This window comes from Actinoplanes sp. NPDC051859 (assembly GCF_044452725.1).
Taxonomy (GTDB): Bacteria; Actinomycetota; Actinomycetes; order Mycobacteriales; family Micromonosporaceae; genus Actinoplanes.
On the sequence record NZ_JBITBX010000001.1, the window covers coordinates 734,440 to 752,744 of the forward strand.

Below are 18,305 nucleotides of genomic sequence, written 5' to 3' on the forward strand. Positions count from 1 at the left end.
TTCCGGACGACCACTGCCGTTGCCGTTTTCCCTAGCGCAGGGCCGCGTTCAGTGCGGCGAGGTAGCCGTACTTGTGGCCGTTGGTGTTGGGGTGGAAAGAGTCGGTCGGCGGCAGGATGGTGAGTCCGTGCAGCCAGGGGCTGGGGCCGCAGATGCCGTGACCGGCGAACTCGTCCGTCACGTCTTGCCAGATGAAGCCGGCGGCCCGGACGCGTTCCGCGGTGAGCTGGTTGAGCTGGGTGGCGCCGTTGTTGAGGGACTTGCGCTTGGGGATGCTCATGCCGGCGAAGCCGCAGCTCGGGGCGTTCACGTCGAACAGCAGCGGATAGCCGAGCACGACCACCTTGGCGTTCGGGGCTTTGGCGCGAATCTCGGCGTAGGTGGTGTCGAGCCGTGCGGAGATCTCGTCGAGCAGTTCCAGCTGCTCGGCGACCTTGTCGGCGCAGCCCTTGTCGCTGGTCAGCGTGCAGGTGATGACCGTGGAGGCGAATCCGGCGTCGTTGCCGCCGATCGTGACCGAGACCAGGTCGGTGCTGGTGGTGAGAGCGGACAGCTGACTCGACCGCAGGGAGCTCGTGGTGGCGCCACTGCACGCCACCAGCCGGTAGGACGCCGGGTCGTTGGCGGTGTTCCACCGCCCGGGGTAGGCGTTGGGGCTGCGCAGGCAGCTGCCACTCTGGCCGGACGTGCCGACGCCCGAGGAGTACGAGTCGCCCATGGCGATGTAGTCCCATTCGGACGGCGGTGCTGCGGCGGCGGGGGTGGCGGTGGCGACGGTCAGCAGGACGGACGTGACGAGGCAGGCGAAGACGGAGTTACGTCTGCTCATCGGGGGCCTCCGGATCCATGGGGATGGATGGTGGGGGCCGAAGCGCTTCGGTTACCGAAGAGTAAGTCAAGGCTTCGCGGAAAGAAACACAGTGACATTGCCGTTACAATGCAGTAACATGCATCGATGTGACCTGCATGTATGTCATGTGGTGATGTTTCATGTGCGAAGAGTAGGCGATTGTCAACGGCGGTACAGCGCTTCTTCAGCGTGTCCACAGTTCGGCGGATTACCGTCGCAGCATGGACGAGGAAAGGGCACGCCGGGTCGTCGAGACACTCCGGGCACGCAACGTCTTCGCACACGTGAAACTGCCACACGCCGGGATCACTCAGTACGGCCTGCGCGTGGTGCTGCCGGACGGCCGCGAGGCGATCTGGGACACCGACGGCACGGCGGGACTCGAGGCCCAGATCATGCGCAACGGTGTGCTGGTGGGGTTCGTGCCCTCGATTCCGGGCTCGGAGAACTTCGGCGAGGCTGAGGTCATCGAGGCGATCGCCTGCGCCGACTACGACCAGCCGATCGGCCGCTCCCGCCCGGCCGCCGCCAGCCCCGCCCCGGCAGTGCCACCGCGCGGCCCGGCAGCGCCACCGCGCGGCCCGGCGTCCCGCCCGCTCGGCCTGGCGGAACGACTGCGCCGCGCCTTCCGCGACTGACTCTTGTCGCTACCTCGTCGGACACTCGAGCCGGTGCGCAGCGGGACCTGCGCACCGGCCGATGTCTTCCAGCGTGCCGCTCAGCCGACGCCGAAGGTGGCGTCCTTCCCCTTCAGCACGGTGCCGGCGGAGTCGTAGGCGACCACTTTCGACAGTTCGGTGTCGGCCTTGACCTTCGCGGGATCGAACCAGAAGACCCGGATCGACGGATCCTTGCTCCACGGTGCGATCTTCGCCTCGACTGTGGTCTTTCCGTCGGCCAGAGCGGTGATCCGGGCCAGGTCGTTGCCCGCGAAGTAACCGAAGGCCGGGGCTGCGAAGTTGCCCGTCTCCGTTGCTGCCTGCCCCGCGTGGAAACCGGGAGCTCGGTCGGAGCCCTCGAACTCGTTCGTGGCAACCTTGCTCTCGAGCCGGCCGGCCGAGGTGCGCTGCCCGGCGATCACGCCGAATGACGTGTTCGGCAACGCCGCATCCTTGATCGCCACAAACCACAGCAGGATTGGCTCGCCGCTCTTGGTCCGCAGGCCGGTGTCGATGACGTCACCCTCCGCCGCCCGCTCGGGCTCGGAGTCGCCCGGGGTGGGATCCGGGGCTCCGGGTGCCGCCGAAACCGTGGGCAATGCCGACGACGAGGTCGTACCCGGGCCGGCGGCAGCCGTCGACGGGCCGGACTGGTTGGCGGCGCCGAAATGCGCCAGCGCCCCACCGCCGGCCAGCAACACTGCCGCGGTCGCGACGGAGGTGGCTCCCATCGCGATGCGGCGCCGCCGGCGCAGGCGACCGCCTTCGGCCAGGACTGTGCCAAGGTCGAGCGGGCGGGGCTCGAAGTCCGGCGGGGAATGCATGGCGTCCTTCAGGTCATCGAGGTGGGTCATTGGGCTACTCCGGTTTCCAGGCCCTTGCGGGGAGTGGGGATCGACACCCGGAGCTTGGCCAGCCCCCGGGAATTGAGGCTCTTGACCGTGCCCAGCGAGAGGTTGAGCTCACTGGCGACGTCCGCCTCGGTGATATCGAAGAAGTGCCGCATCACGATGACCGTGCGCTCCCGGGGCGAGAGCACCTTGAGGGCTGCGATCAGCCAGCGGCGCCGGGTGACGTCGTCGGCCACGTCCCGGCTCACCTGCTGCTCCGGCAACTGCTCGGTGGCGTACTCACGCAACGGACGGCGCCACTGATCGGTGAGCAGGTTCGCCAGCACCGTACGGGCGTACGCGTACGGGTCTTTGCGGCGAACCCGGCCCCACGACGCGTAGACCCGGACGAGGGCCGCCTGGGCAGCCTCCTCGGCCTGGTGCGGGTCGCCGGTCAGCAGATATGCGGCGCGTTGCAGCCGTGCCGAGCTCGCCTGGGCGAACTCGACGAACTCTTCATCACTTCTTCGGCCTGCCTTCACGGGAGCAAAGACGGGCGAAGCCCGGAGAAGGTTGCGGACCGCCGCCATCTCGCATGATCTTTCTCGCGGAGCATCCGGCCATGGTGAACCCCTATGTCCAGACGCTGCGCACCTGCTCAGCGACCTCCGCGGCCTGCGCCCGGCCGGATTCGGCGGCGGGGGCCCGGCGGGACGGATCGAGGGCGTTGCGGCCGATCGCCGTCCGAGCGGCGGCGTTCGGGCTGATCACGGCCGTGCGTACGCCGGTGCCGAGCCGACGGGCCTGGGTGGCGGGGCGGTCGCTGGGCCGGGCGGCGATGGCGATCGGGGCGATCACCACCACCCGCTCGTACCCGTGGGCAAGATCGACGTTGGCGACGGAACGGACACCGCCGTCCACATAGCGTCGCGCACCCACTGTCATCGGCGGCCAGACCAGGGGCACCGCGCAGCTCGCTGCCACCGCGTCGATGAGCGAGACGCCGCTGTCATTGCCGAAGACCTCGACCGCGCCGGTCCGGGCGTCGACGGCCGGCACGAGCATCCGGGTGGTCGGCCAGTCATCGCGCCGGACCCGCGCCGCGATGGCTGCGCGACGTTCAGCCTCTGGCACGGTGGGTGCCCGCAGCGCGGCCCGACCGAGCCAGGCCCGGCCCCGGGCGCGGCCGGCCGGCCAGAGTGCCGCGAGGACGAAGCCGAGCAGGACCCGCGTGCCGACATTCGCCTTGGTGTCGCCGCTGGTGTCGGCGAGTTCGCGGGCGTACTGCGCGTCGAGCGGGACGCCGTCGGTGATCTGGGCGGCCACCACTGAGCCGGCGGAGGTGCCGATCACCAGGTCGGTAGCGGTCAGGTCGAGGCCTCGCTCGGCCAGGCCGTGCAGCAGGCCGATCTCCCACGCGACGCCGGTGACGCCGCCTCCGCCCAGGACGAGTGCGCGCTTGGTCATCCGCCCACTATCCACCCTCCGGTCGTTTTCTTGATTTGACCTGATTCGTCCGTTCGGGTTTGCGACGATGCAGGTTCGGGGCCTGCGCCCGCGAGACCGCGGGGCGACCCAGTCGAGACCCGCAAAGGATTTTTTGAGCATGCGCAACGAAGTGCACGACGACAACCCGTCCGTTTACGACTCGGTGGTCGCACGCCGCAACCGTCGCCGCAAGCAAGCAATCGCTGGAGTGGCCAGCCTGGCCCTGCTGGGCGCAGGCGCGTACGCGGTGACAGCGCAGGTGGCCGGTGACAAGAATTCCGCCGTCCAGCAGATTTCCGCCGGCTCAGCCAGGCAACCCGCCCCAGGCTCCGGCCAGCCGGCGCAGGAGCAGCAGCCGGACACCGGTGCCACTTCCGCACCAGCGGCCGCGGCGGCGTCGGAGGCGCCGACTCCGGAGCCCAAGACGACCCAGGAACAGATCCAGGCCGTGCAGGGCGCTGCCTTCAAGAACCAGAAGGACCGCGTCAAACGGCCGCTTGCCCCGCCGGCGAAGGCCGTCACCGACGATGAGGTGACCGAGACGACGATCGGCTCGCACCAGGACGCCAAGGGCAGCATCAAGGTGGTGTCCGCGCGGACGGATCTGACCGGTCAGCGGGAGCTGAGCTGGGTTGCCGGCCCGGGTAAGAAGGTCGGCAGCTCAGAGTGCACGCAGGAGATCCGGGTCACCCCGGACGCGCCGGCCCGGGTCCGGCCGACGATGTGGCTGTGCTGGCGGACCAGCGCCAGCAAGAGCGTCTACACCATCACGGTGAACCTGAAGCGCAAGCCGTCCGCGAAGGCCGGTGTCGCGCAGATCGACAAGACCTGGGCGTCGCTCTCCTGACGGAGACACGAGAACTCTGAACGGCCGGTCGCCTCCGCGACCGGCCGTTCAACGTTGCTGGATCTGCTGACGTGGTGGTGAACAGGGCGGTGGCCCGGAGCTGATGCTCCGGGCCACCGTTTCGAGCTCTGCGCTGTCAGATGGAACGTTCAGTCCGGCTGGACCGATCAGAACGGGGCGACCGTGAAGGTCGAACCGCTCGAGACGACCGACGTGTCGGTGCCCGCCACGACGGTCGCACCGGGCTCGCCGTCGTTGACCACCATGACGGTGTACGTGCCGATGGTCGGGTCGGCGGCCAGGATGGTGCCGTCGGGGTCGACCGTCTGGGTCAGGTCGAGCCGGCAGACGATCTCCACGTCACTGATCAGCGTGACGTTGGTGCACTGCGTCACCGGCGGCACGTCCCACTCGCCGGTCTGCGTGTCGTCGGTCGGGTCGTACGCGTCCTTCACCAGGAAGACGTGCGAGTCGTCGTCGTTGACGGCGGAACCCCACGTCGTACCGGTGAAACCGGTGCCCTGGATGGACAGCCACGGCTGGCTGTTCGGCTTGGCGGTGTTCGGCGCCACGGTGAGGCCGTAGGTGTACGAGTACGGCGTTCCCGCGGCGTTCTCGGTGCCGGCCGCCGTGGTGACACTGACGGACGCGGCGCCCGGCGCGTGCGCCGTGGTGATACCGGTGATCTTCGTGGCGCTGACCACCTTGACGTCCTGCAGCGGACTGCCGCCGACGCTGGCGCTGACTACGGCACCCGCTCCGGTCGGGAACCCGGTTCCGGTGATGGTGACCAGGCTGCCGCCCTGGGCCGGGCCGGCGGTGGGCGCGATGGAGGAGACCGTCGTGGCGCCTGCGACGGTGTAAGTCGCCGGCACCGCGACAAGGCTGTCGGTGGTGGTGCTGGTGCCCGTGTAGACACAGGCGTTGTACGCGGCCGTGACCTCGCCGCCGCCGGCCAGTGTCACGCCGACGGGCACGAGCACCGACATCCGCTTGTCAGTGATCTTGTTGACCGTCGAGGACGCGATCGGCGAACCGGTCGGGTACAGCGGGGTGCAGGCGGTCCGGACGAAGACCACCTTCGGGGTGTCCACGCCCGCCAGGAAGCTGTCGGTCGAGGTGATGCTGATCGTCTTGGCGGTGGCGCTCGGGCCGACTGCCGGGGAAAGCTGGATGTCGGGCAGCACGCTGTACACCGCGGTGGCGATGAGAGCACTGGTGCCGGTGGTGCCGGCGTATTGGCAGACGTTGTACTTGTTGCCGGCAGTCAGGTTGGCCGGGGTGGTGATGCCGGACACGGACGTCGAGGTCTTGGTCGACGTCCCCGCGACCATGTTGCCACCCGTCGTGGTGTAGGTCGCCGGGCAGGCGCCGAGGGAGAACGTCGTGCCGACCGACGTCGCGCTGCCGATGTACGGGTTGCCGCTCTCGCCGGTGGCGGTGAGCACCGTCGCCGTGTTCTGCGCACCCGCGGACGGGCTCAGCACGGGGGACGCCGTGGTGACCACGTAGTTGGTGGCGCCGTGGCCGGCGATGACCGCGGTGGTGGCCGTGGTGCTCAGCAGGCAGAGCTTCCAGTTGCCGATGGCCAGCGTGGGCACCACGACGGTGCCGCTGTTGTCGTTCGTCTTGGTCACCGTGGCGGCGACGCTGGATGCCGAGGCGGCGCCGACCTGGGTAGCGCCGGCCGGGCAGCTGTTGGCGGCCGGAATGAAGCGGGCGCCTGGCGCGGTGATGCTGGTGAAGACACCGGTGCCGGCGACGGCGATGGTGTTACCGCCGTTGATGGGGCCGGTCGACGGGGTGAGTGTCACCTCGACGTCGGCCGCGTAGGCCGGCGTGGCGGTCGCGAGCACGGCGGCCGCGATCACCCCGGAGGCGATCCCGGCGCGCGTCAGCCGGGATCGTGTGGACGTGGACTTGCGCATGCGAGGTCCTCCTACGGTCTGCAGACCGCGTCGGTTGGGTTGGTGGGCCCGCGCAGGAGGTTCCTCGCCGGGCCGTCTCGCAAGGGAGCGTAACTTGACGTATCCGACCTATTGCTTAGAGTGACAAAGTTCAGTGGAATTGCACCCTAATCGCCGAACAACGCCGCGTACCGGGCGGCCGAACCGGGGTTGCGTCGGCAGTCCGCGTCGGTGTTGTAGAGGCTCGACTGCACCCCCGGATCGCCACAGTCGGAGAAGTACGCCTCGTACGCCAGGTGCGTCGCGTGTGCGGCGAACCACTCGTGCATCCAGGTGATGAAGTCCGGGTTCTCCCGGCCCGCGTCCGCCGTCGGCACCACGCCCCACTCGCCCACCGAGAACGGCTTGTTCCGGGTCCGCGCGAACTCGTACAGCCAGGTCAGGCCTTCGGGTGCGGCGGCGACCCGGTCGAATGTCGCCTTGTCGGGGGACCACGGGTAGTGGTCGTAGTTGTCGATGCCGATGATGTCCACGTATTCGTCGCCGGGGTAGCAGTTGGTGCTCACCCCGCCGCAGACGCCGTCCGGGGTGTCGTGCGCGTTGATCGTCCAATCGAACAGGACCTCGGGGTTCGTGGCCCGGATGTTGCTCGCGGCCCGCCGGTAGCAGGCGATCCACGTCTGCGTGTCGTCCGCGCGCCAGGACGACGTCCGCTCGTTGAACTCCCAGCCCAGTCGGACCACCGAGTCGCCTCGGTAGTGGTTGCGCATCAGGGTGCCGAAGGCCCGCCAGTCCGCGTCGTGGTCGCCGCGGGCGCAGGCGGGCAGGTCGGCCTGGCGCTGGTGCGGGACCAGTCCCTGGGAGATCACCAGCATCCCCGCAAAATCGGCCAGCAGCTCGAAGGTCCAGCCGGTGCCGCGGGTCATCGACTGCCACGAGGTGCGATCGGTGTACGTCTGGGTGACCCGGCAGGGTCGACCGCGGGCCGAGCAGAAGGCGCTCACGTGCGCGGTGTCGAAGCGCGGGTCGCCGTTCACGCCGGACATGCCGTTGGGGCCGGGCCAGGTGCCGTTGGCCCGAGGCAGGGTGATGAGCTGCCGGGCCGACTGGGGATCGCGGACCGAAGTGGTCGTGGGCTGCGGTGCTGCGGATGACGGGGGTGCCGCGGCGGACGACGGGAGTGCCGCCGGTCCGGAGGTCGGCGTGTGGGACGCGGGGGCGGAGCCGAGTGGGCCCGGATGGGTGGTTGCCACCCCGACGGCGAGGCCGGTCAGGACGGCGATCGTGGCGAATCCGGCGACCAGCAGTGAGCGCCGGTCGCGTCGTTGATCCTCGGCCATGCGGTGAGCCCCCGGCGATCGGCGCTTGTGGCCGCAGTTTGCCAGCTTCGCTACCCGAGGGTGCCGGGTTCGGGAGACCTGTCACCGGACGGGGGTGGAGTGGCGGATGACCTCCGGAAAACAAAGGGTTGCCTTGCCTAAAGAATGGTTCCCCTATTTTTCGACATGGGAAAAACTGTCGGTCCGCTGCCGCGCGTCGCGTCGTTGAATAGTTTATTGTCGGTGTCGAGAAAGGGAGGCCAAGACCATGACTCAGATGATGGAGATGCCGCGCGTGCAGGCTTGCAGCGTGAGCGGCTGCGGCTACAACCACGACGGATGCACGGCCTTCGCGATCACGATCGGCCGGGCCAAGTCCGAGTGCGACACGTTCATCGAGGGTGCCGAGGGTGGAATGGGCCAGGTCGTTGCCCAGGTGGGCGCCTGTCACCGGGCCGAGTGCGTGCACAACACCAACCTCGAGTGCCGGGCACCGGCGATCACCGTCGGCGCTGCCGAGGACCGGGCCGACTGTCTTACCTACTCGGCCGGTTAATTGTTCGCGAAGCGAGCCTGACCTAAGGCTCGATAAGCCTTACCTAAGGTCGTCGCCCCATTTTCGGGGCGGCGGCCTTTTGCTTTTGCCGCACAATTCCCAGCTCGCTGCCTTGATCTCGAAACCCGACCAGTCGACCGGGGTTGACCTCAGGGTGAGAAGACGGTAGGTTGCTCTCAGATCGAGTAAGACTCAGTTCGAGAACAACTTGGAGCAGCGTTGACCGGCGAGCAGGAGTTTCTGGACGGGTACGACCCCGCTGCCTTCCCCGCGGTGGCCGTGACTGTCGATGTCGTCGCCCTGACGATCCGCGACAGCCGGTTGCACGTGCTGCTGGTCGAGCGGGGCGGGCATCCCTTCGCCGGCTGGCGGGCTTTGCCCGGCGGGTTCGTCCGAGACGAGGCGCTCGACGACGCGGCGCGCCGCGAGCTCGCCGAGGAAACCGGGCTGCGACCCGGCGAGGGCGCACTCGACCGGGTCCACCTCGAGCAGCTGCGCAGCTATGGCGACCCCGGCCGCGACCCCCGGATGCGGGTTGTCTCCGTGGCCTACCTCGCCTTCGCGCCCAGCCTGCCCGACCCGCGCGCCGGCAGCGATGCCACCCGGGCCTACTGGGCGCCCGTCGAGGAAGTGGGCGAGCTGGCCTTCGACCACACCGTGATCCTCGCCGACGGCCTGGAACGTGCCCGGGCCAAGCTGGAATACACCCCGCTTGCCACCGCGTTCGCCGGCCCGGAGTTCACCATCGCCGAGCTGCGCGCCGTCTACGCCGCGGTGTGGGGCGAGGAGCCGCACGCCGGCAACTTCCACCGCAAGGTGCTGTCGGTGCCCGGATTCGTGGCGGACACCGGCGCGACCGCCGCCCGGGCCTCCGAACGCGGCGGTCCCCGACCACGGCTCTACCGGGCCGGTGACGCGCGGCTGCTGCACCCCGCCCTGTTGCGTCCCGAGCGGGGCAACCGATGACGTCGTTCGAGGACGCGGTCGCGGCGATCGAGCGCGCCGGCAGTTTCCCTGATCTGTTGTGCGGGGGTCTTGCGGGTGTGGAGCCGGGTCACGCGTACAAGATGCTGGTCAAGATCGTGCACCCGGATGTCGCACCCGCGGGTCGGCGCGCGAGTGCGACGCAGGCCGCCGCCAAGCTTTCCGCCCTCTGGGCGGGTGCCCGCAGCCTGACCACGAAGCGCGCCACCTATCGGCTCGGGTCGCTCGTCGCCAGCGGCGACCTGGCCGACCTGACCGCGCTCGACGACGAGCTTCTGCTCAAACTGCCGCGCCAACCGGCCGACAACGACCTCATGCGCGCCGAAGTCAGCGCATTGACCACACTGGAACGTGACGGAGATCCGCGACACCGGGCCTACGCTCCGCGGCTGGTCGAATCCTTCACCCACGAGGATGCCGCCGGCGCCCGCCGCACCGCGGTGGTGCTCACCCGACAGTCCGGATTCGTGCCGCTGACCGGGCTTGCGCACCGCCTCGACCCGCGCGACGTCGCCTGGATGTGGCGCCGGCTGCTCACCGGGCTCGGTTGGGCACACCGCGCCGGCATCGTGCACGGCGCGATCCTGCCCGAACACGTCCTCATCCACCCCGAAGAACACGGAGTGGTGCTCGTCGACTGGTGCTACAGCGTGCCGGTCGGTGGCACCGTGCCCGCGATCGTCGCGCGGCACCGGGCCGCCTACCCGCCCGAGATCCTGGCCCGGCGACCCGCCACCGCGGCCACCGACATCCACCTGGCTACCGGCCTGATGCTTCAGCTGGTCGCCGACCCGCCCGCAGCGCTGCGCCGCTTCGCCGCGGGCTGCCGTTTCGCCTCGCCACGCCAGCGTCCCCAGGACGCCTGGAGCCTGCTCGCCGAGTTCGACGAGCTGCTGCACGACCTGTACGGCCCCCGCCGGTTCCGCCCCTTCGCGCTACCGGCCCGTTGAGAAGGAGAACCACCATGGGAAGTGGACGCTGGTCCACCGACGTCTACACCGCCGCGGCCGGTTACCGGGCCGCGACCGGCACGAGCGCCTTCGCCTACAGCGACAGCGGCGCCCGCAAAGCACACCCTGCCCTCGACCCGCGTGGCGTGACCGCCCGGGAGAGCCGTGACAGCGACGAACACCCGCAGAGCACCCCGATCGCCGTCCTCTTCGACGTGACCGGCTCGATGCGCAGCGTCCCGCGTGTGCTGCAGACCAAACTGCCGCAGCTGCTCGGGCTGCTGACCCGCAAGGGTTACGCGGCCGACCCGCACCTGATGTTCGGCGCGGTCGGCGACGCCACCTGTGACCGGGTGCCGCTGCAGGTCGGCCAGTTCGAGTCGGACAACCGGATGGACGACGACCTGGCCCGGATCGTCCTCGAAGGCGGCGGGGGCGGCGGCCGCCGCGAGTCCTACGAGCTCGCCATGTACTTCATGGCCCGGCACACCGCCCTGGACAGCCTGGCCCGCCGCGGTCGCCGGGGCTACCTGTTCCTGATCGGCGACGAGATGCCGTACCGGCAGGTGAAGCCGAAGGAGGTCGCCAAGTTCGTCGGCGACCAGCTGAGCGAGCCGATCGGCGTCGAGGCGATGCTGGCCGAGCTGCAGCGCAGCTACGACGTCTACTTCATCATGCCGACCGCCGCCGGCTGGGGCGGCGACGCGGAAATCCTGGGGGAGTGGCGGGCGCTGCTCGGCCAGCAGGTCATCGAGCTGGACGACCTGGACGCCGTCTGCGAGACCATCGCGCTCACCGTGGGCCTCGGCGAGGGCACGGTCGACCTCGACAACGGCCTGTCCGATCTGGCTGAGGCCGGCTCGGCGGCGGGCGGCTCGGTCGGGCGTGCGCTGGCCCCGATCAGCGCGCAACGCGGCGCGGTGGTCCGCTCCCCGCTGGCGGGCAGCACCTCAGGCAACGGCAACGAGCGGCTGTGACCGTCATGCCGGTCGCGAATGGTCATGTCGCCGTGGTCGATCTCGGCTACGGCGACGCGGGCAAGGGCACGGTCGTCGACGCGCTGTGCGCCGCCGGGCCGGTGCACGCGGTGCTGCGCTTCAACGGGGGAGCGCAGGCCGCCCACAACGTCATCACGCCCGGCGGCCGGCACCACACCTTCGCCCAGTTCGGGTCGGGCACCCTCGCAGGGGTGGCCACCCACCTCACCCGGTTCGTTGTCGTCGACCCGCTCGCCCTGGCCGCCGAGGCAGCCGCCCTCGGCAACCCGTTCCACCTGCTGACGGTGGACGGCGACGCGTTGCTCGCCACGCCGTGGCATCGCGCTGCCAACCAGCTGCGCGAGCGGCGACGCGGCGGGGACCGGCACGGTTCGTGCGGCATGGGCATCGGACAGACCATGGAGTACGCCCTCAGCCACGCCGACGCCCCCCGAGTAGCCGACGTGCACTCGCCCCGCACCCTGCGCCGCCGGCTGGCCGCGGTCCGCGATCGGCTGACTGAGGCGTACGGCGAGCTGGACGTGCCACCGCTGGAGGACGTGATCAGCGCGTTCCAGGCCTTCGGCGCTACGGCGTCCATCGTGGACTCGTCCTTTACCGGCCGGCTGCTGCGCGAGGGGCCGTGCGTGTTCGAGGGTGCGCAGGGGGTGCTGCTGGACGAGTGGTGGGGCTGGCACCCGTATACGACCTGGTCGACGACCACGTTCGCCAACGTGGCTTCGCTCTGCGCCGACTTCACGAGGCTGGGGGTGGTGCGAACGTCCACGACCCGGCACGGCGCAGGGCCGCTGGTCACGGAGGCACCGCTCGATCTGCCCGAGCCGCACAACGGCACCGGGCGCTGGCAGGGCGCATTCCGGGTGGGCCACTTCGACGCGGTCGCCCACCGGTACGCCGTCGAGGTGGCCGGCGGCGTCGATGCGCTTGCCGTCACCCACCTCGACGCGCCTGACCGTTGCCCGCAGTTGCAGCTGTGCACGGCCTACGACGTGGCCGGCGCCCGGCTGGACCGGATCGTGCCCGGCCCGTTCCGCGACCTGGAGCACCAGACCCGGACGACGGCGTTGCTGGCCGAAGCGCGGCCCGCAGAGTGGCATCGCCCGGCGGATTGGGCCGGCACGATCGGCGACCTGCTCGGGGCGCCGGTCGTCCTGGAGTCGTCCGGGCCGAGCCGCGCCGACAAGCGGTTTACAGATAGAGCCCGGTCGACGGCGGGGTGTTCGGGACGGTGACGGGCTGGGCGCCGGTACGCAGGGCGTACAGCTCGGCGAGGGTGGCGCCTTCGGGGCCGATGCCGGCGGAGGTGCCCAGCCAGGCGGACGCCTCCGCGTACGGCAGCCGCCCGACCTCGATGCTGGCGAGGCAGCGGCCCGGCCGGACCACAGCGGGGTGCAGCGAGGCCAGGTCCTCGTTGGTGGTGATGGCGATCAGCGCGTTGCGGCCCTGGCCGAGTAGCCCGTCGGTGAGGTTGAGCAGCCGGGACAGCGACTGACCGGCACTGGCTTTGGCCTCGCCGCTGATCAGCTCGTCGCAGTCCTCCAGCATGAGCAGCCGCCAGCGCGGCTCGTCGTCGTCGCCGCTGCCCAGCGCCACGCTCATCAGGTAGGCGGGGTCGCCGAACATGCGCTCCGGGTCGAGCACGCAGTCGACCTGGCACCAGTCGCGCCACTGCTGGGCGAGGGCGCGCAGGGCGGTGGTCTTGCCGGTGCCCGGCTCGCCGTGCAGCAGGAGCAAGCGGCCGTTGACCGTGTCGCCGTCGACGGCCATGAGCCGTTCGAGCGTACGGGCGACCGGCCCGGCGTAATTGGTCCGGATCCGCTCCCACGGGGCGGCGTCGATTTCCCGCTGCACCCGGCGGGGTCCGTGCGGGCCGAAGTGCCAGAAGCCGATCGGCACGCTGTCCTCGGCGGGGGCCGGCTCCTCGACCGCGTTGACGGTGGCGGCGGCGAGCACCGACTCGGCCAGCTCGGCGGTGACCGCGGTCACGGTCACGCGGGCCCGGCGGCTCTGCTTCCAGCGGGTCACGTGCAGCGTCCAGCCGTCGCCGGTCGACAGTCGCCCGTGGCTGTCCTCCTCGAGGGCGTCCCGGACCACGCGCGCGTCGTCCGTGGTCAACGGCGCGTCCGCGCGGACGTTCTCGAGGTAGCTGGTGCGGCCGAACGGTTCGCGCCCGGTGACGAAGGCGTCCAGGGCGAGCAGGTCGACGACGTCCACCAGCCGGTCACCGTCATCGACGGCGCCGGCCAGCGGCAGGGGTGTGGTGACGGGCGACACAGCCGCCGTTTCCACGGTGCGGCTGCCGAGCCGGTCGACGGACTGGTGGGGGGTACGCATTACCCCATGATCGTTCCAAAGTCGCGCAGGGGCACCCGGTTTAACGTGAAGTTGGTCCGAACGGGACCGCTTCCGCGGCGCGCGTGACCAGTTGGCTGCTCCGTTTCCCAAGATCTCTCACAATCGCTATCGTGAGGTGAGGGTTACCTAACCCGCATTGACCAGCCTTTATCTCAGAAACAGGAGGGCCGACATGGCGACAAACCCGCTCATCTCGCGCCGTAATGTGCTCTTCGGCGCGGCGGGTGTCGCGGCGGCCGGGCTGCTCGCCGCCTGCGGCGACGACAAGCCCACCACCAGCACCGGCACCAGCGGCAGCAGCGCCGCGCCCGCCGGCGGCTCGTTCCCGACCAAAGTCACCCACCAGTTCGGCACCACCGAGCTCAAGGAGGCGCCCAAGAGCGTCGTCTCGCTCGGCTGGGCGGACGCGGACGTGCTGCTCGCGCTCGGCGTCGTGCCGACCGGCATCCTCGACTGGTTCCAGGCGTGGCCGGTCGGCGTCGGCCCGTGGGCCCAGGCCAAGCTCGGCGGCGCCAAGCCCACCGTGCTCAAGGGCCCGGAGATCAACTTCGAGCAGGTCGCCACCCTGCGCCCCGACTTCGTGACGTTCACCAAGAGCGACAACGACAAGGCCAAGTGGGAGAAGCTGGAGAACCTGGCCCCCACGCTGAGCGGCCCGACCGGCGTCCAGCCGTACGGCACCACGCTCAAGGACCAGACCATGCTCATCGCCGAGGCGCTGGGCAAGAAGGCCGAGGGTGAGGCCCTGGTCGCCGCCGCCGACAAGCAGCTCGCCGACGCCAAGGCCGCCAACCCCGGCTTCGCCGGCAAGAGCATCGTCGTCGCGGCGGCGTTCAGCGGCCAGTACGGCGCCTACACCCGCGGCGACGGCCGGGTGCAGTTCATGGAGGCCCTCGGCTTCAAGAACTCCCAGAAGATCGAGGACCTGAAGCCAGCCAGCTTCTATGCCGAGGTCTCCAAGGAGAAGGTCGCCCTGCTCGACGCCGACCTCACCGTGGTCTTCGGCCTCGGCGCGGGCGCCGAGCTGAAGAAGGACGCCATCCTCAACAGCATCCCGTCGGCGAAGGCCGGACGCCTGCTCATCGTCAGCGACGCCGACCTGGTCAACGCGTTCTCCACCGGCTCCGTGCTCAGCACCCCGTACACCATCGAGAAGTTCATCCCGATGGTCAAGGACGCCCTGGCGTGACCGCGGTCGCCGAGCGGGAACACGCGGCGGCCGAACGTGCTGGTTTCACACCCCTACGGGAGCGCGTGCGCGCCCGTGGGGGTCTCACCACACGTGGCCTGGGCCTGGTCGCCGCGATTTTGGCACTCGTCGCCGTCGCGGCGCTCAGCATCGCGATCGGCACCAAGTCGATCCCGCTCGGCACCGTCCTCGACGCCCTGGACGGGCAGACCAACCTGCCCGACCGGGCGCAGGACGTGCAGATCATCCAGGAACTGCGCATCCCCCGGACGCTGCTCGGCCTGCTCGCCGGAGTGGCGCTCGGCCTGGGCGGCGCACTGCTGCAGGGACTCACCCGCAACCCGCTCGCCGACCCGGCCATCCTCGGCATCGACGCCGGGGCCGCCGCGGCGGTCATTCTCGCCATCCAGGTGTTCGGGATCGGCACGCTGACCGGCTACATCTGGTTCGCGTTCGCCGGTGCGGCCGGCGCCTTCACCGTCGTCTACCTGCTCGGCACCCGGGGCCGCTCGGGCGCCTCGCCGGAACGCCTCGCCCTCGCCGGCGCCGCCATCCACGCCGCGCTCTTCGCGATCGTCAACGCGGTTGCGTTGCTCGACTCCGCCACCTTCGACCGCTACCGCATGTGGATGGTCGGCTCGCTCGCCCTCGGCGACCTTTCCGTCGTGTACGGGGTCCTGCCCTTCGTCGCCGCCGGCTCCCTGCTGGCCCTGCTCCTCGGCCCCGCGATGAACGCCATCGCGCTCGGCGAGGACACCGCTCGGGCGCTGGGCGCCAACCTGAACCGCACCCGGATCCTGTCCGCGATCTCGATCACGCTGCTCTGCGGCGCGGCCGTCGCGGCGGTCGGCCCGCTCGCCTTCGTCGGCCTCGCCGTCCCGCACGTCGCCCGGACGATCGTCGGACCCGACCAGCGGTGGCTGCTGCCGTACTCGCTGGTGCTGGCGCCGACCCTGCTGCTGCTCGCCGACATTCTCGGCCGGGTGCTGGTCCGGCCCGGTGAACTGCAGGTGGGCATTGTCACTGCGTTCCTCGGCGCGCCCGTCTTCCTCGCCGTCATCCTGCGCCGCCGGATCGTGCCGCTGTGACGCGCCGACTCACCGTTCGTGCGCCCGGTGTAGCCGTCCGCATCGATCTGCGTACCCTCTGGGTCACCGCCCTGTTGCTCCTCGCCGCACTCGCCGTCGTGGCCTGGACCGTCACCGCGGTCGGCGTGCGCATTCCCTACGCCGACATCGTCGAGATCCTCCACGGTGGCGGCCGCCGCGCCGACCGGTTCATCCTGCTCGACCTCCGGCTGCCCCGGGTGACCATGGCCCTGCTCGCCGGCGCGGCCTTCGGCATGTCCGGTGCGGTCTTCCAGAGCCTGTCCCGCAACCCGCTCGGCAGCCCGGACATCATCGGCTTCACCACCGGCGCCGCCAGCGGGGCCATCTTCGCGATCCTGGTCCTCAAAACCGGGGCAGGCGGCGCCGCGATCGCCGCAGTCGTGGGCGGCCTGCTCACCGCGATCATCGTGTACGGGCTGGCCGCGCTCGGTGGCGGCGCGGTCCGACGACTGGTGCTGGTCGGCATCGGCATCAGCGCGATGCTCGTCGCGGTCAACAGCTACCTCCTCAGCCGGGCGAAACTCGAAGAGGCGCAGGCCGCCGCCACCTGGCTGGTCGGCACCCTCAACGGCCGGACCTGGGAGTACGTCCGGCTGCTCGGGCTTGCCCTGCTCGTGCTCACCCCGCTGCTGCTGATCCTGGGCCGCCGGCTGCAGATGCTCGAACTCGGCGACGACTCCGCCCGCTCGCTCGGCGTCAAAGTCGATCGCACCCGACCGCTGCTGGTGATCCTCGCCGTGGCGGTCTGTGCGGTGGCAACCGCCGCGACCGGCCCGGTGGTGTTCGTGTCGCTGGCGGCACCCCAGATCGCCAAGCGGCTCACCGGCTCGGCGGCACCCCAGCTCATCCCCTCGGCAGTCACCGGGGCTCTCGTGATGGTGGTCAGCGACTTCGTCGCCCAGCGGCTCGTTGCCCCTGCCCAACTGCCGGTCGGCGTGGTCACCGGCGCGGTCGGCGGCGTCTACCTGGCGTGGCTGCTCAGCATGCAATGGCGAAAGGGAAGCTGATGACCTCGCGGCTGTCGGGATCCGACCTGACTCTGGCGTACGACAACCGGGTCATCGCGGCCGACCTGGACGTGACCATCCCGGACGGCTCGTTCACGGTGATCGTCGGACCCAACGCGTGCGGCAAGTCGACGCTGCTGCGCGCACTGTCCGGCCTGCTCAGCCCCAAGAAGGGTGCCGTGGTGCTGGACGGTCAGGCGATCGGCTCGTACCGGGCCAAGGAAGTTGCCCGGCGGCTCGGCCTGCTGCCGCAGACGGCCACCGCCCCCGAAGGCATCTCGGTCGCGGACCTGGTGGCCCGCGGCCGCTACCCGCACCAGAAGCTGCTGCGCCAGTGGACGCCCGAGGACGAAAACCAGGTCGCCGCCGCCATGGACTCGACCGGCGTCACCGCCCTCGCGGACCGCGCGGTCGACGAGCTTTCCGGCGGCCAACGCCAGCGCGTGTGGATGGCGATGGCCCTGGCCCAGCAGACCGACCTGCTGCTGCTCGACGAGCCGACCACCTACCTCGACATCGCCTACCAGATCGACCTGCTGGACCTGTGCGCCGACCTCAACGAGGAAGGTCGCACCCTGGTCGCCGTGCTGCACGACCTCAACCACGCCTGCCGGTACGCGACCCACCTCATCGCCATGAAAGCCGGCCGGATCATCGCTGCGGGCGAGCCGCGTACGGTCATCACCGCGGACCTGGTCGAGGACGTGTACGGCCTGCCCTGTGAGGTCATCAGCGACCCGCAGACCGGCACGCCGCTGGTCGTACCCGCCGCGCGGTCCGCCCGCAGTCGACGCCTAGTCCGTTAGCCGGGACAGCACGAACACCGGGATGACCCGGTCGGTCTTCTTCGCATAGTCCGCGTACGCCGGCCAGGTCTCGACCGCCCGGTCCCACCACACCTGCCGCTCGTCGCCGTGCACCTCGCGGGCTTCGTACTCGTGCTTCTCCGCGAGGTCCTGCAACTCGACGCGGGGATTCTTGACCAGGTTCCAGTACCAGACCGGGTGCTTGGGTGCGCCGCCCAGCGAGGCGACCACGGCGTACTCGCCGTCGTGCTCCACCCGCATCAGCGGCGTCTTGCGCAACTTGCCGGATTTTGCGCCGACCGAGGTGAGCACGATCACCGGCCGGCCCTGCAGCTCGTTGGCTTCGGCCCCGTTGGACGCCTCGAACGTTTCCGCCTGCGTGCGGGCCCAGTCGCTGGGGCTGGGCGCGTACTCGCCGGTCAAAGGCATGCTGTCGACCCCTTCACGTACG

General features: G+C 70.3%; 19 protein-coding genes. 11 read left to right on the forward strand and 8 right to left on the reverse strand.

Annotated features, from left to right (window positions below; all coding sequences use genetic code 11):
• Positions 1–31 precede the first annotated feature (31 nt).
• Positions 32–829, reverse strand: a complete 798-nt coding sequence (locus ACIA1L_RS03340) for an SGNH/GDSL hydrolase family protein (protein WP_396070852.1) — start codon at positions 827–829, stop codon at positions 32–34.
• A gap of 242 nt (positions 830–1,071) precedes the next feature.
• Between ACIA1L_RS03340 and ACIA1L_RS03345 the strand changes: the two genes are divergently transcribed.
• On the forward strand, positions 1,072–1,488 hold the full coding sequence (locus ACIA1L_RS03345; RefSeq protein WP_396070853.1) for a hypothetical protein: 417 nt from the start codon (positions 1,072–1,074) through the stop codon (positions 1,486–1,488).
• Positions 1,489–1,568: 80 nt separating this feature from the next.
• Here the strand turns inward: ACIA1L_RS03345 and ACIA1L_RS03350 are convergent, their stop codons facing one another.
• The 3 genes from ACIA1L_RS03350 to ACIA1L_RS03360 form a co-directional block, all read right to left on the reverse strand.
• Entirely contained in the window at positions 1,569–2,363 is a 795-nt protein-coding gene (locus ACIA1L_RS03350; RefSeq protein ID WP_396070854.1) for a hypothetical protein, read from the reverse strand.
• Complete coding sequence (locus tag ACIA1L_RS03355; protein ID WP_396070855.1) at positions 2,360–2,881, reverse strand: SigE family RNA polymerase sigma factor; 522 nt, start codon at positions 2,879–2,881, stop codon at positions 2,360–2,362. The genes ACIA1L_RS03350 and ACIA1L_RS03355 overlap by 4 nt, the downstream gene beginning before the upstream one ends.
• 91 nt (positions 2,882–2,972) lie before the next feature.
• Positions 2,973–3,806, reverse strand: a complete 834-nt coding sequence (locus ACIA1L_RS03360) for a patatin-like phospholipase family protein (RefSeq protein ID WP_396070856.1) — start codon at positions 3,804–3,806, stop codon at positions 2,973–2,975.
• 139 nt (positions 3,807–3,945) lie between these two features.
• Between ACIA1L_RS03360 and ACIA1L_RS03365 the strand changes: the two genes are divergently transcribed.
• Positions 3,946–4,674 (forward strand): hypothetical protein, encoded by a 729-nt coding sequence (locus ACIA1L_RS03365; protein WP_396070857.1) that lies wholly within the window; start codon positions 3,946–3,948, stop codon positions 4,672–4,674.
• Positions 4,675–4,841: 167 nt separating this feature from the next.
• Here ACIA1L_RS03365 and ACIA1L_RS03370 read toward each other — a convergent pair whose 3' ends face one another.
• Positions 4,842–6,602, reverse strand: a complete 1,761-nt coding sequence (locus tag ACIA1L_RS03370; RefSeq protein WP_396070858.1) for an IPT/TIG domain-containing protein — start codon at positions 6,600–6,602, stop codon at positions 4,842–4,844.
• Between the two features lie 146 nt (positions 6,603–6,748).
• On the reverse strand, positions 6,749–7,921 hold the full coding sequence (locus ACIA1L_RS03375) for a glycoside hydrolase family 26 protein (RefSeq protein WP_396070859.1): 1,173 nt from the start codon (positions 7,919–7,921) through the stop codon (positions 6,749–6,751).
• A gap of 247 nt (positions 7,922–8,168) precedes the next feature.
• Here ACIA1L_RS03375 and ACIA1L_RS03380 point away from each other — a divergent pair, with 247 nt between their 5' ends.
• The 5 genes from ACIA1L_RS03380 (at position 8,169) to ACIA1L_RS03400 (ending at position 12,620) form a co-directional block, all read left to right on the forward strand.
• Complete coding sequence (locus tag ACIA1L_RS03380) at positions 8,169–8,456, forward strand: DUF1540 domain-containing protein (RefSeq protein ID WP_396070860.1); 288 nt, start codon at positions 8,169–8,171, stop codon at positions 8,454–8,456.
• A gap of 219 nt (positions 8,457–8,675) precedes the next feature.
• On the forward strand, positions 8,676–9,422 hold the full coding sequence (locus tag ACIA1L_RS03385; RefSeq protein ID WP_396070861.1) for an NUDIX domain-containing protein: 747 nt from the start codon (positions 8,676–8,678) through the stop codon (positions 9,420–9,422).
• Positions 9,419–10,390: a molecular chaperone DnaJ gene (locus tag ACIA1L_RS03390; RefSeq protein ID WP_396070862.1), complete on the forward strand. Its 972-nt coding sequence runs from the start codon at positions 9,419–9,421 to the stop codon at positions 10,388–10,390. The genes ACIA1L_RS03385 and ACIA1L_RS03390 overlap by 4 nt, the downstream gene beginning before the upstream one ends.
• A 14-nt stretch (positions 10,391–10,404) precedes the next feature.
• Positions 10,405–11,367 (forward strand): hypothetical protein, encoded by a 963-nt coding sequence (locus ACIA1L_RS03395; RefSeq protein ID WP_396070863.1) that lies wholly within the window; start codon positions 10,405–10,407, stop codon positions 11,365–11,367.
• A gap of 5 nt (positions 11,368–11,372) precedes the next feature.
• Positions 11,373–12,620: an adenylosuccinate synthetase gene (locus ACIA1L_RS03400; protein ID WP_396071000.1), complete on the forward strand. Its 1,248-nt coding sequence runs from the start codon at positions 11,373–11,375 to the stop codon at positions 12,618–12,620.
• On the opposite strand, the gene ACIA1L_RS03405 is transcribed toward ACIA1L_RS03400, so the two are convergent.
• Positions 12,577–13,722: a DUF5925 domain-containing protein gene (locus ACIA1L_RS03405; protein WP_396070864.1), complete on the reverse strand. Its 1,146-nt coding sequence runs from the start codon at positions 13,720–13,722 to the stop codon at positions 12,577–12,579. The two genes, ACIA1L_RS03400 and ACIA1L_RS03405, sit on opposite strands and share 44 nt — an antisense overlap.
• 193 nt (positions 13,723–13,915) lie before the next feature.
• On the opposite strand from ACIA1L_RS03405, the gene ACIA1L_RS03410 reads away from it, so the two are divergent.
• From ACIA1L_RS03410 to ACIA1L_RS03425, 4 genes are all read left to right on the forward strand, one after another.
• Positions 13,916–14,932, forward strand: coding sequence for an ABC transporter substrate-binding protein (locus ACIA1L_RS03410; protein ID WP_396070865.1), 1,017 nt, complete (start codon positions 13,916–13,918; stop codon positions 14,930–14,932).
• A 116-nt stretch (positions 14,933–15,048) separates the two neighbouring features.
• The gene (locus ACIA1L_RS03415) at positions 15,049–16,020 is read left to right on the forward strand and encodes an iron chelate uptake ABC transporter family permease subunit (protein ID WP_396071001.1); all 972 of its coding nucleotides are present in this window, start codon (positions 15,049–15,051) and stop codon (positions 16,018–16,020) included.
• On the forward strand, positions 16,017–17,048 hold the full coding sequence (locus tag ACIA1L_RS03420) for a FecCD family ABC transporter permease (RefSeq protein WP_396070866.1): 1,032 nt from the start codon (positions 16,017–16,019) through the stop codon (positions 17,046–17,048). Before ACIA1L_RS03415 ends, ACIA1L_RS03420 begins: the two co-directional genes overlap by 4 nt.
• Positions 17,048–17,854 (forward strand): ABC transporter ATP-binding protein, encoded by an 807-nt coding sequence (locus tag ACIA1L_RS03425; RefSeq protein WP_396070867.1) that lies wholly within the window; start codon positions 17,048–17,050, stop codon positions 17,852–17,854. The genes ACIA1L_RS03420 and ACIA1L_RS03425 overlap by 1 nt, the downstream gene beginning before the upstream one ends.
• On the opposite strand, the gene ACIA1L_RS03430 is transcribed toward ACIA1L_RS03425, so the two are convergent.
• On the reverse strand, positions 17,843–18,283 hold the full coding sequence (locus ACIA1L_RS03430; RefSeq protein ID WP_396070868.1) for a nitroreductase family deazaflavin-dependent oxidoreductase: 441 nt from the start codon (positions 18,281–18,283) through the stop codon (positions 17,843–17,845). The genes ACIA1L_RS03425 and ACIA1L_RS03430 overlap by 12 nt on opposite strands.
• Positions 18,284–18,305: the final 22 nt, after the last annotated feature.

Coding starts and splice junctions, on each gene's coding strand:
- ACIA1L_RS03375 (WP_396070859.1), bottom strand. CDS start 7,921: ATGGCCGAGGATCAACGACGCGACCGGCGCTCACTGCTGGTCGCCGGA.
- ACIA1L_RS03370 (WP_396070858.1), bottom strand. CDS start 6,602: ATGCGCAAGTCCACGTCCACACGATCCCGGCTGACGCGCGCCGGGATC.
- ACIA1L_RS03360 (WP_396070856.1), bottom strand. CDS start 3,806: ATGACCAAGCGCGCACTCGTCCTGGGCGGAGGCGGCGTCACCGGCGTC.
- ACIA1L_RS03390 (WP_396070862.1), top strand. CDS start 9,419: ATGACGTCGTTCGAGGACGCGGTCGCGGCGATCGAGCGCGCCGGCAGT.
- ACIA1L_RS03380 (WP_396070860.1), top strand. CDS start 8,169: ATGACTCAGATGATGGAGATGCCGCGCGTGCAGGCTTGCAGCGTGAGC.
- ACIA1L_RS03365 (WP_396070857.1), top strand. CDS start 3,946: ATGCGCAACGAAGTGCACGACGACAACCCGTCCGTTTACGACTCGGTG.
- ACIA1L_RS03345 (WP_396070853.1), top strand. CDS start 1,072: ATGGACGAGGAAAGGGCACGCCGGGTCGTCGAGACACTCCGGGCACGC.
- ACIA1L_RS03405 (WP_396070864.1), bottom strand. CDS start 13,722: ATGCGTACCCCCCACCAGTCCGTCGACCGGCTCGGCAGCCGCACCGTG.
- ACIA1L_RS03340 (WP_396070852.1), bottom strand. CDS start 829: ATGAGCAGACGTAACTCCGTCTTCGCCTGCCTCGTCACGTCCGTCCTG.
- ACIA1L_RS03400 (WP_396071000.1), top strand. CDS start 11,373: ATGCCGGTCGCGAATGGTCATGTCGCCGTGGTCGATCTCGGCTACGGC.
- ACIA1L_RS03430 (WP_396070868.1), bottom strand. CDS start 18,283: ATGCCTTTGACCGGCGAGTACGCGCCCAGCCCCAGCGACTGGGCCCGC.
- ACIA1L_RS03395 (WP_396070863.1), top strand. CDS start 10,405: ATGGGAAGTGGACGCTGGTCCACCGACGTCTACACCGCCGCGGCCGGT.
- ACIA1L_RS03410 (WP_396070865.1), top strand. CDS start 13,916: ATGGCGACAAACCCGCTCATCTCGCGCCGTAATGTGCTCTTCGGCGCG.
- ACIA1L_RS03425 (WP_396070867.1), top strand. CDS start 17,048: ATGACCTCGCGGCTGTCGGGATCCGACCTGACTCTGGCGTACGACAAC.
- ACIA1L_RS03350 (WP_396070854.1), bottom strand. CDS start 2,363: ATGACCCACCTCGATGACCTGAAGGACGCCATGCATTCCCCGCCGGAC.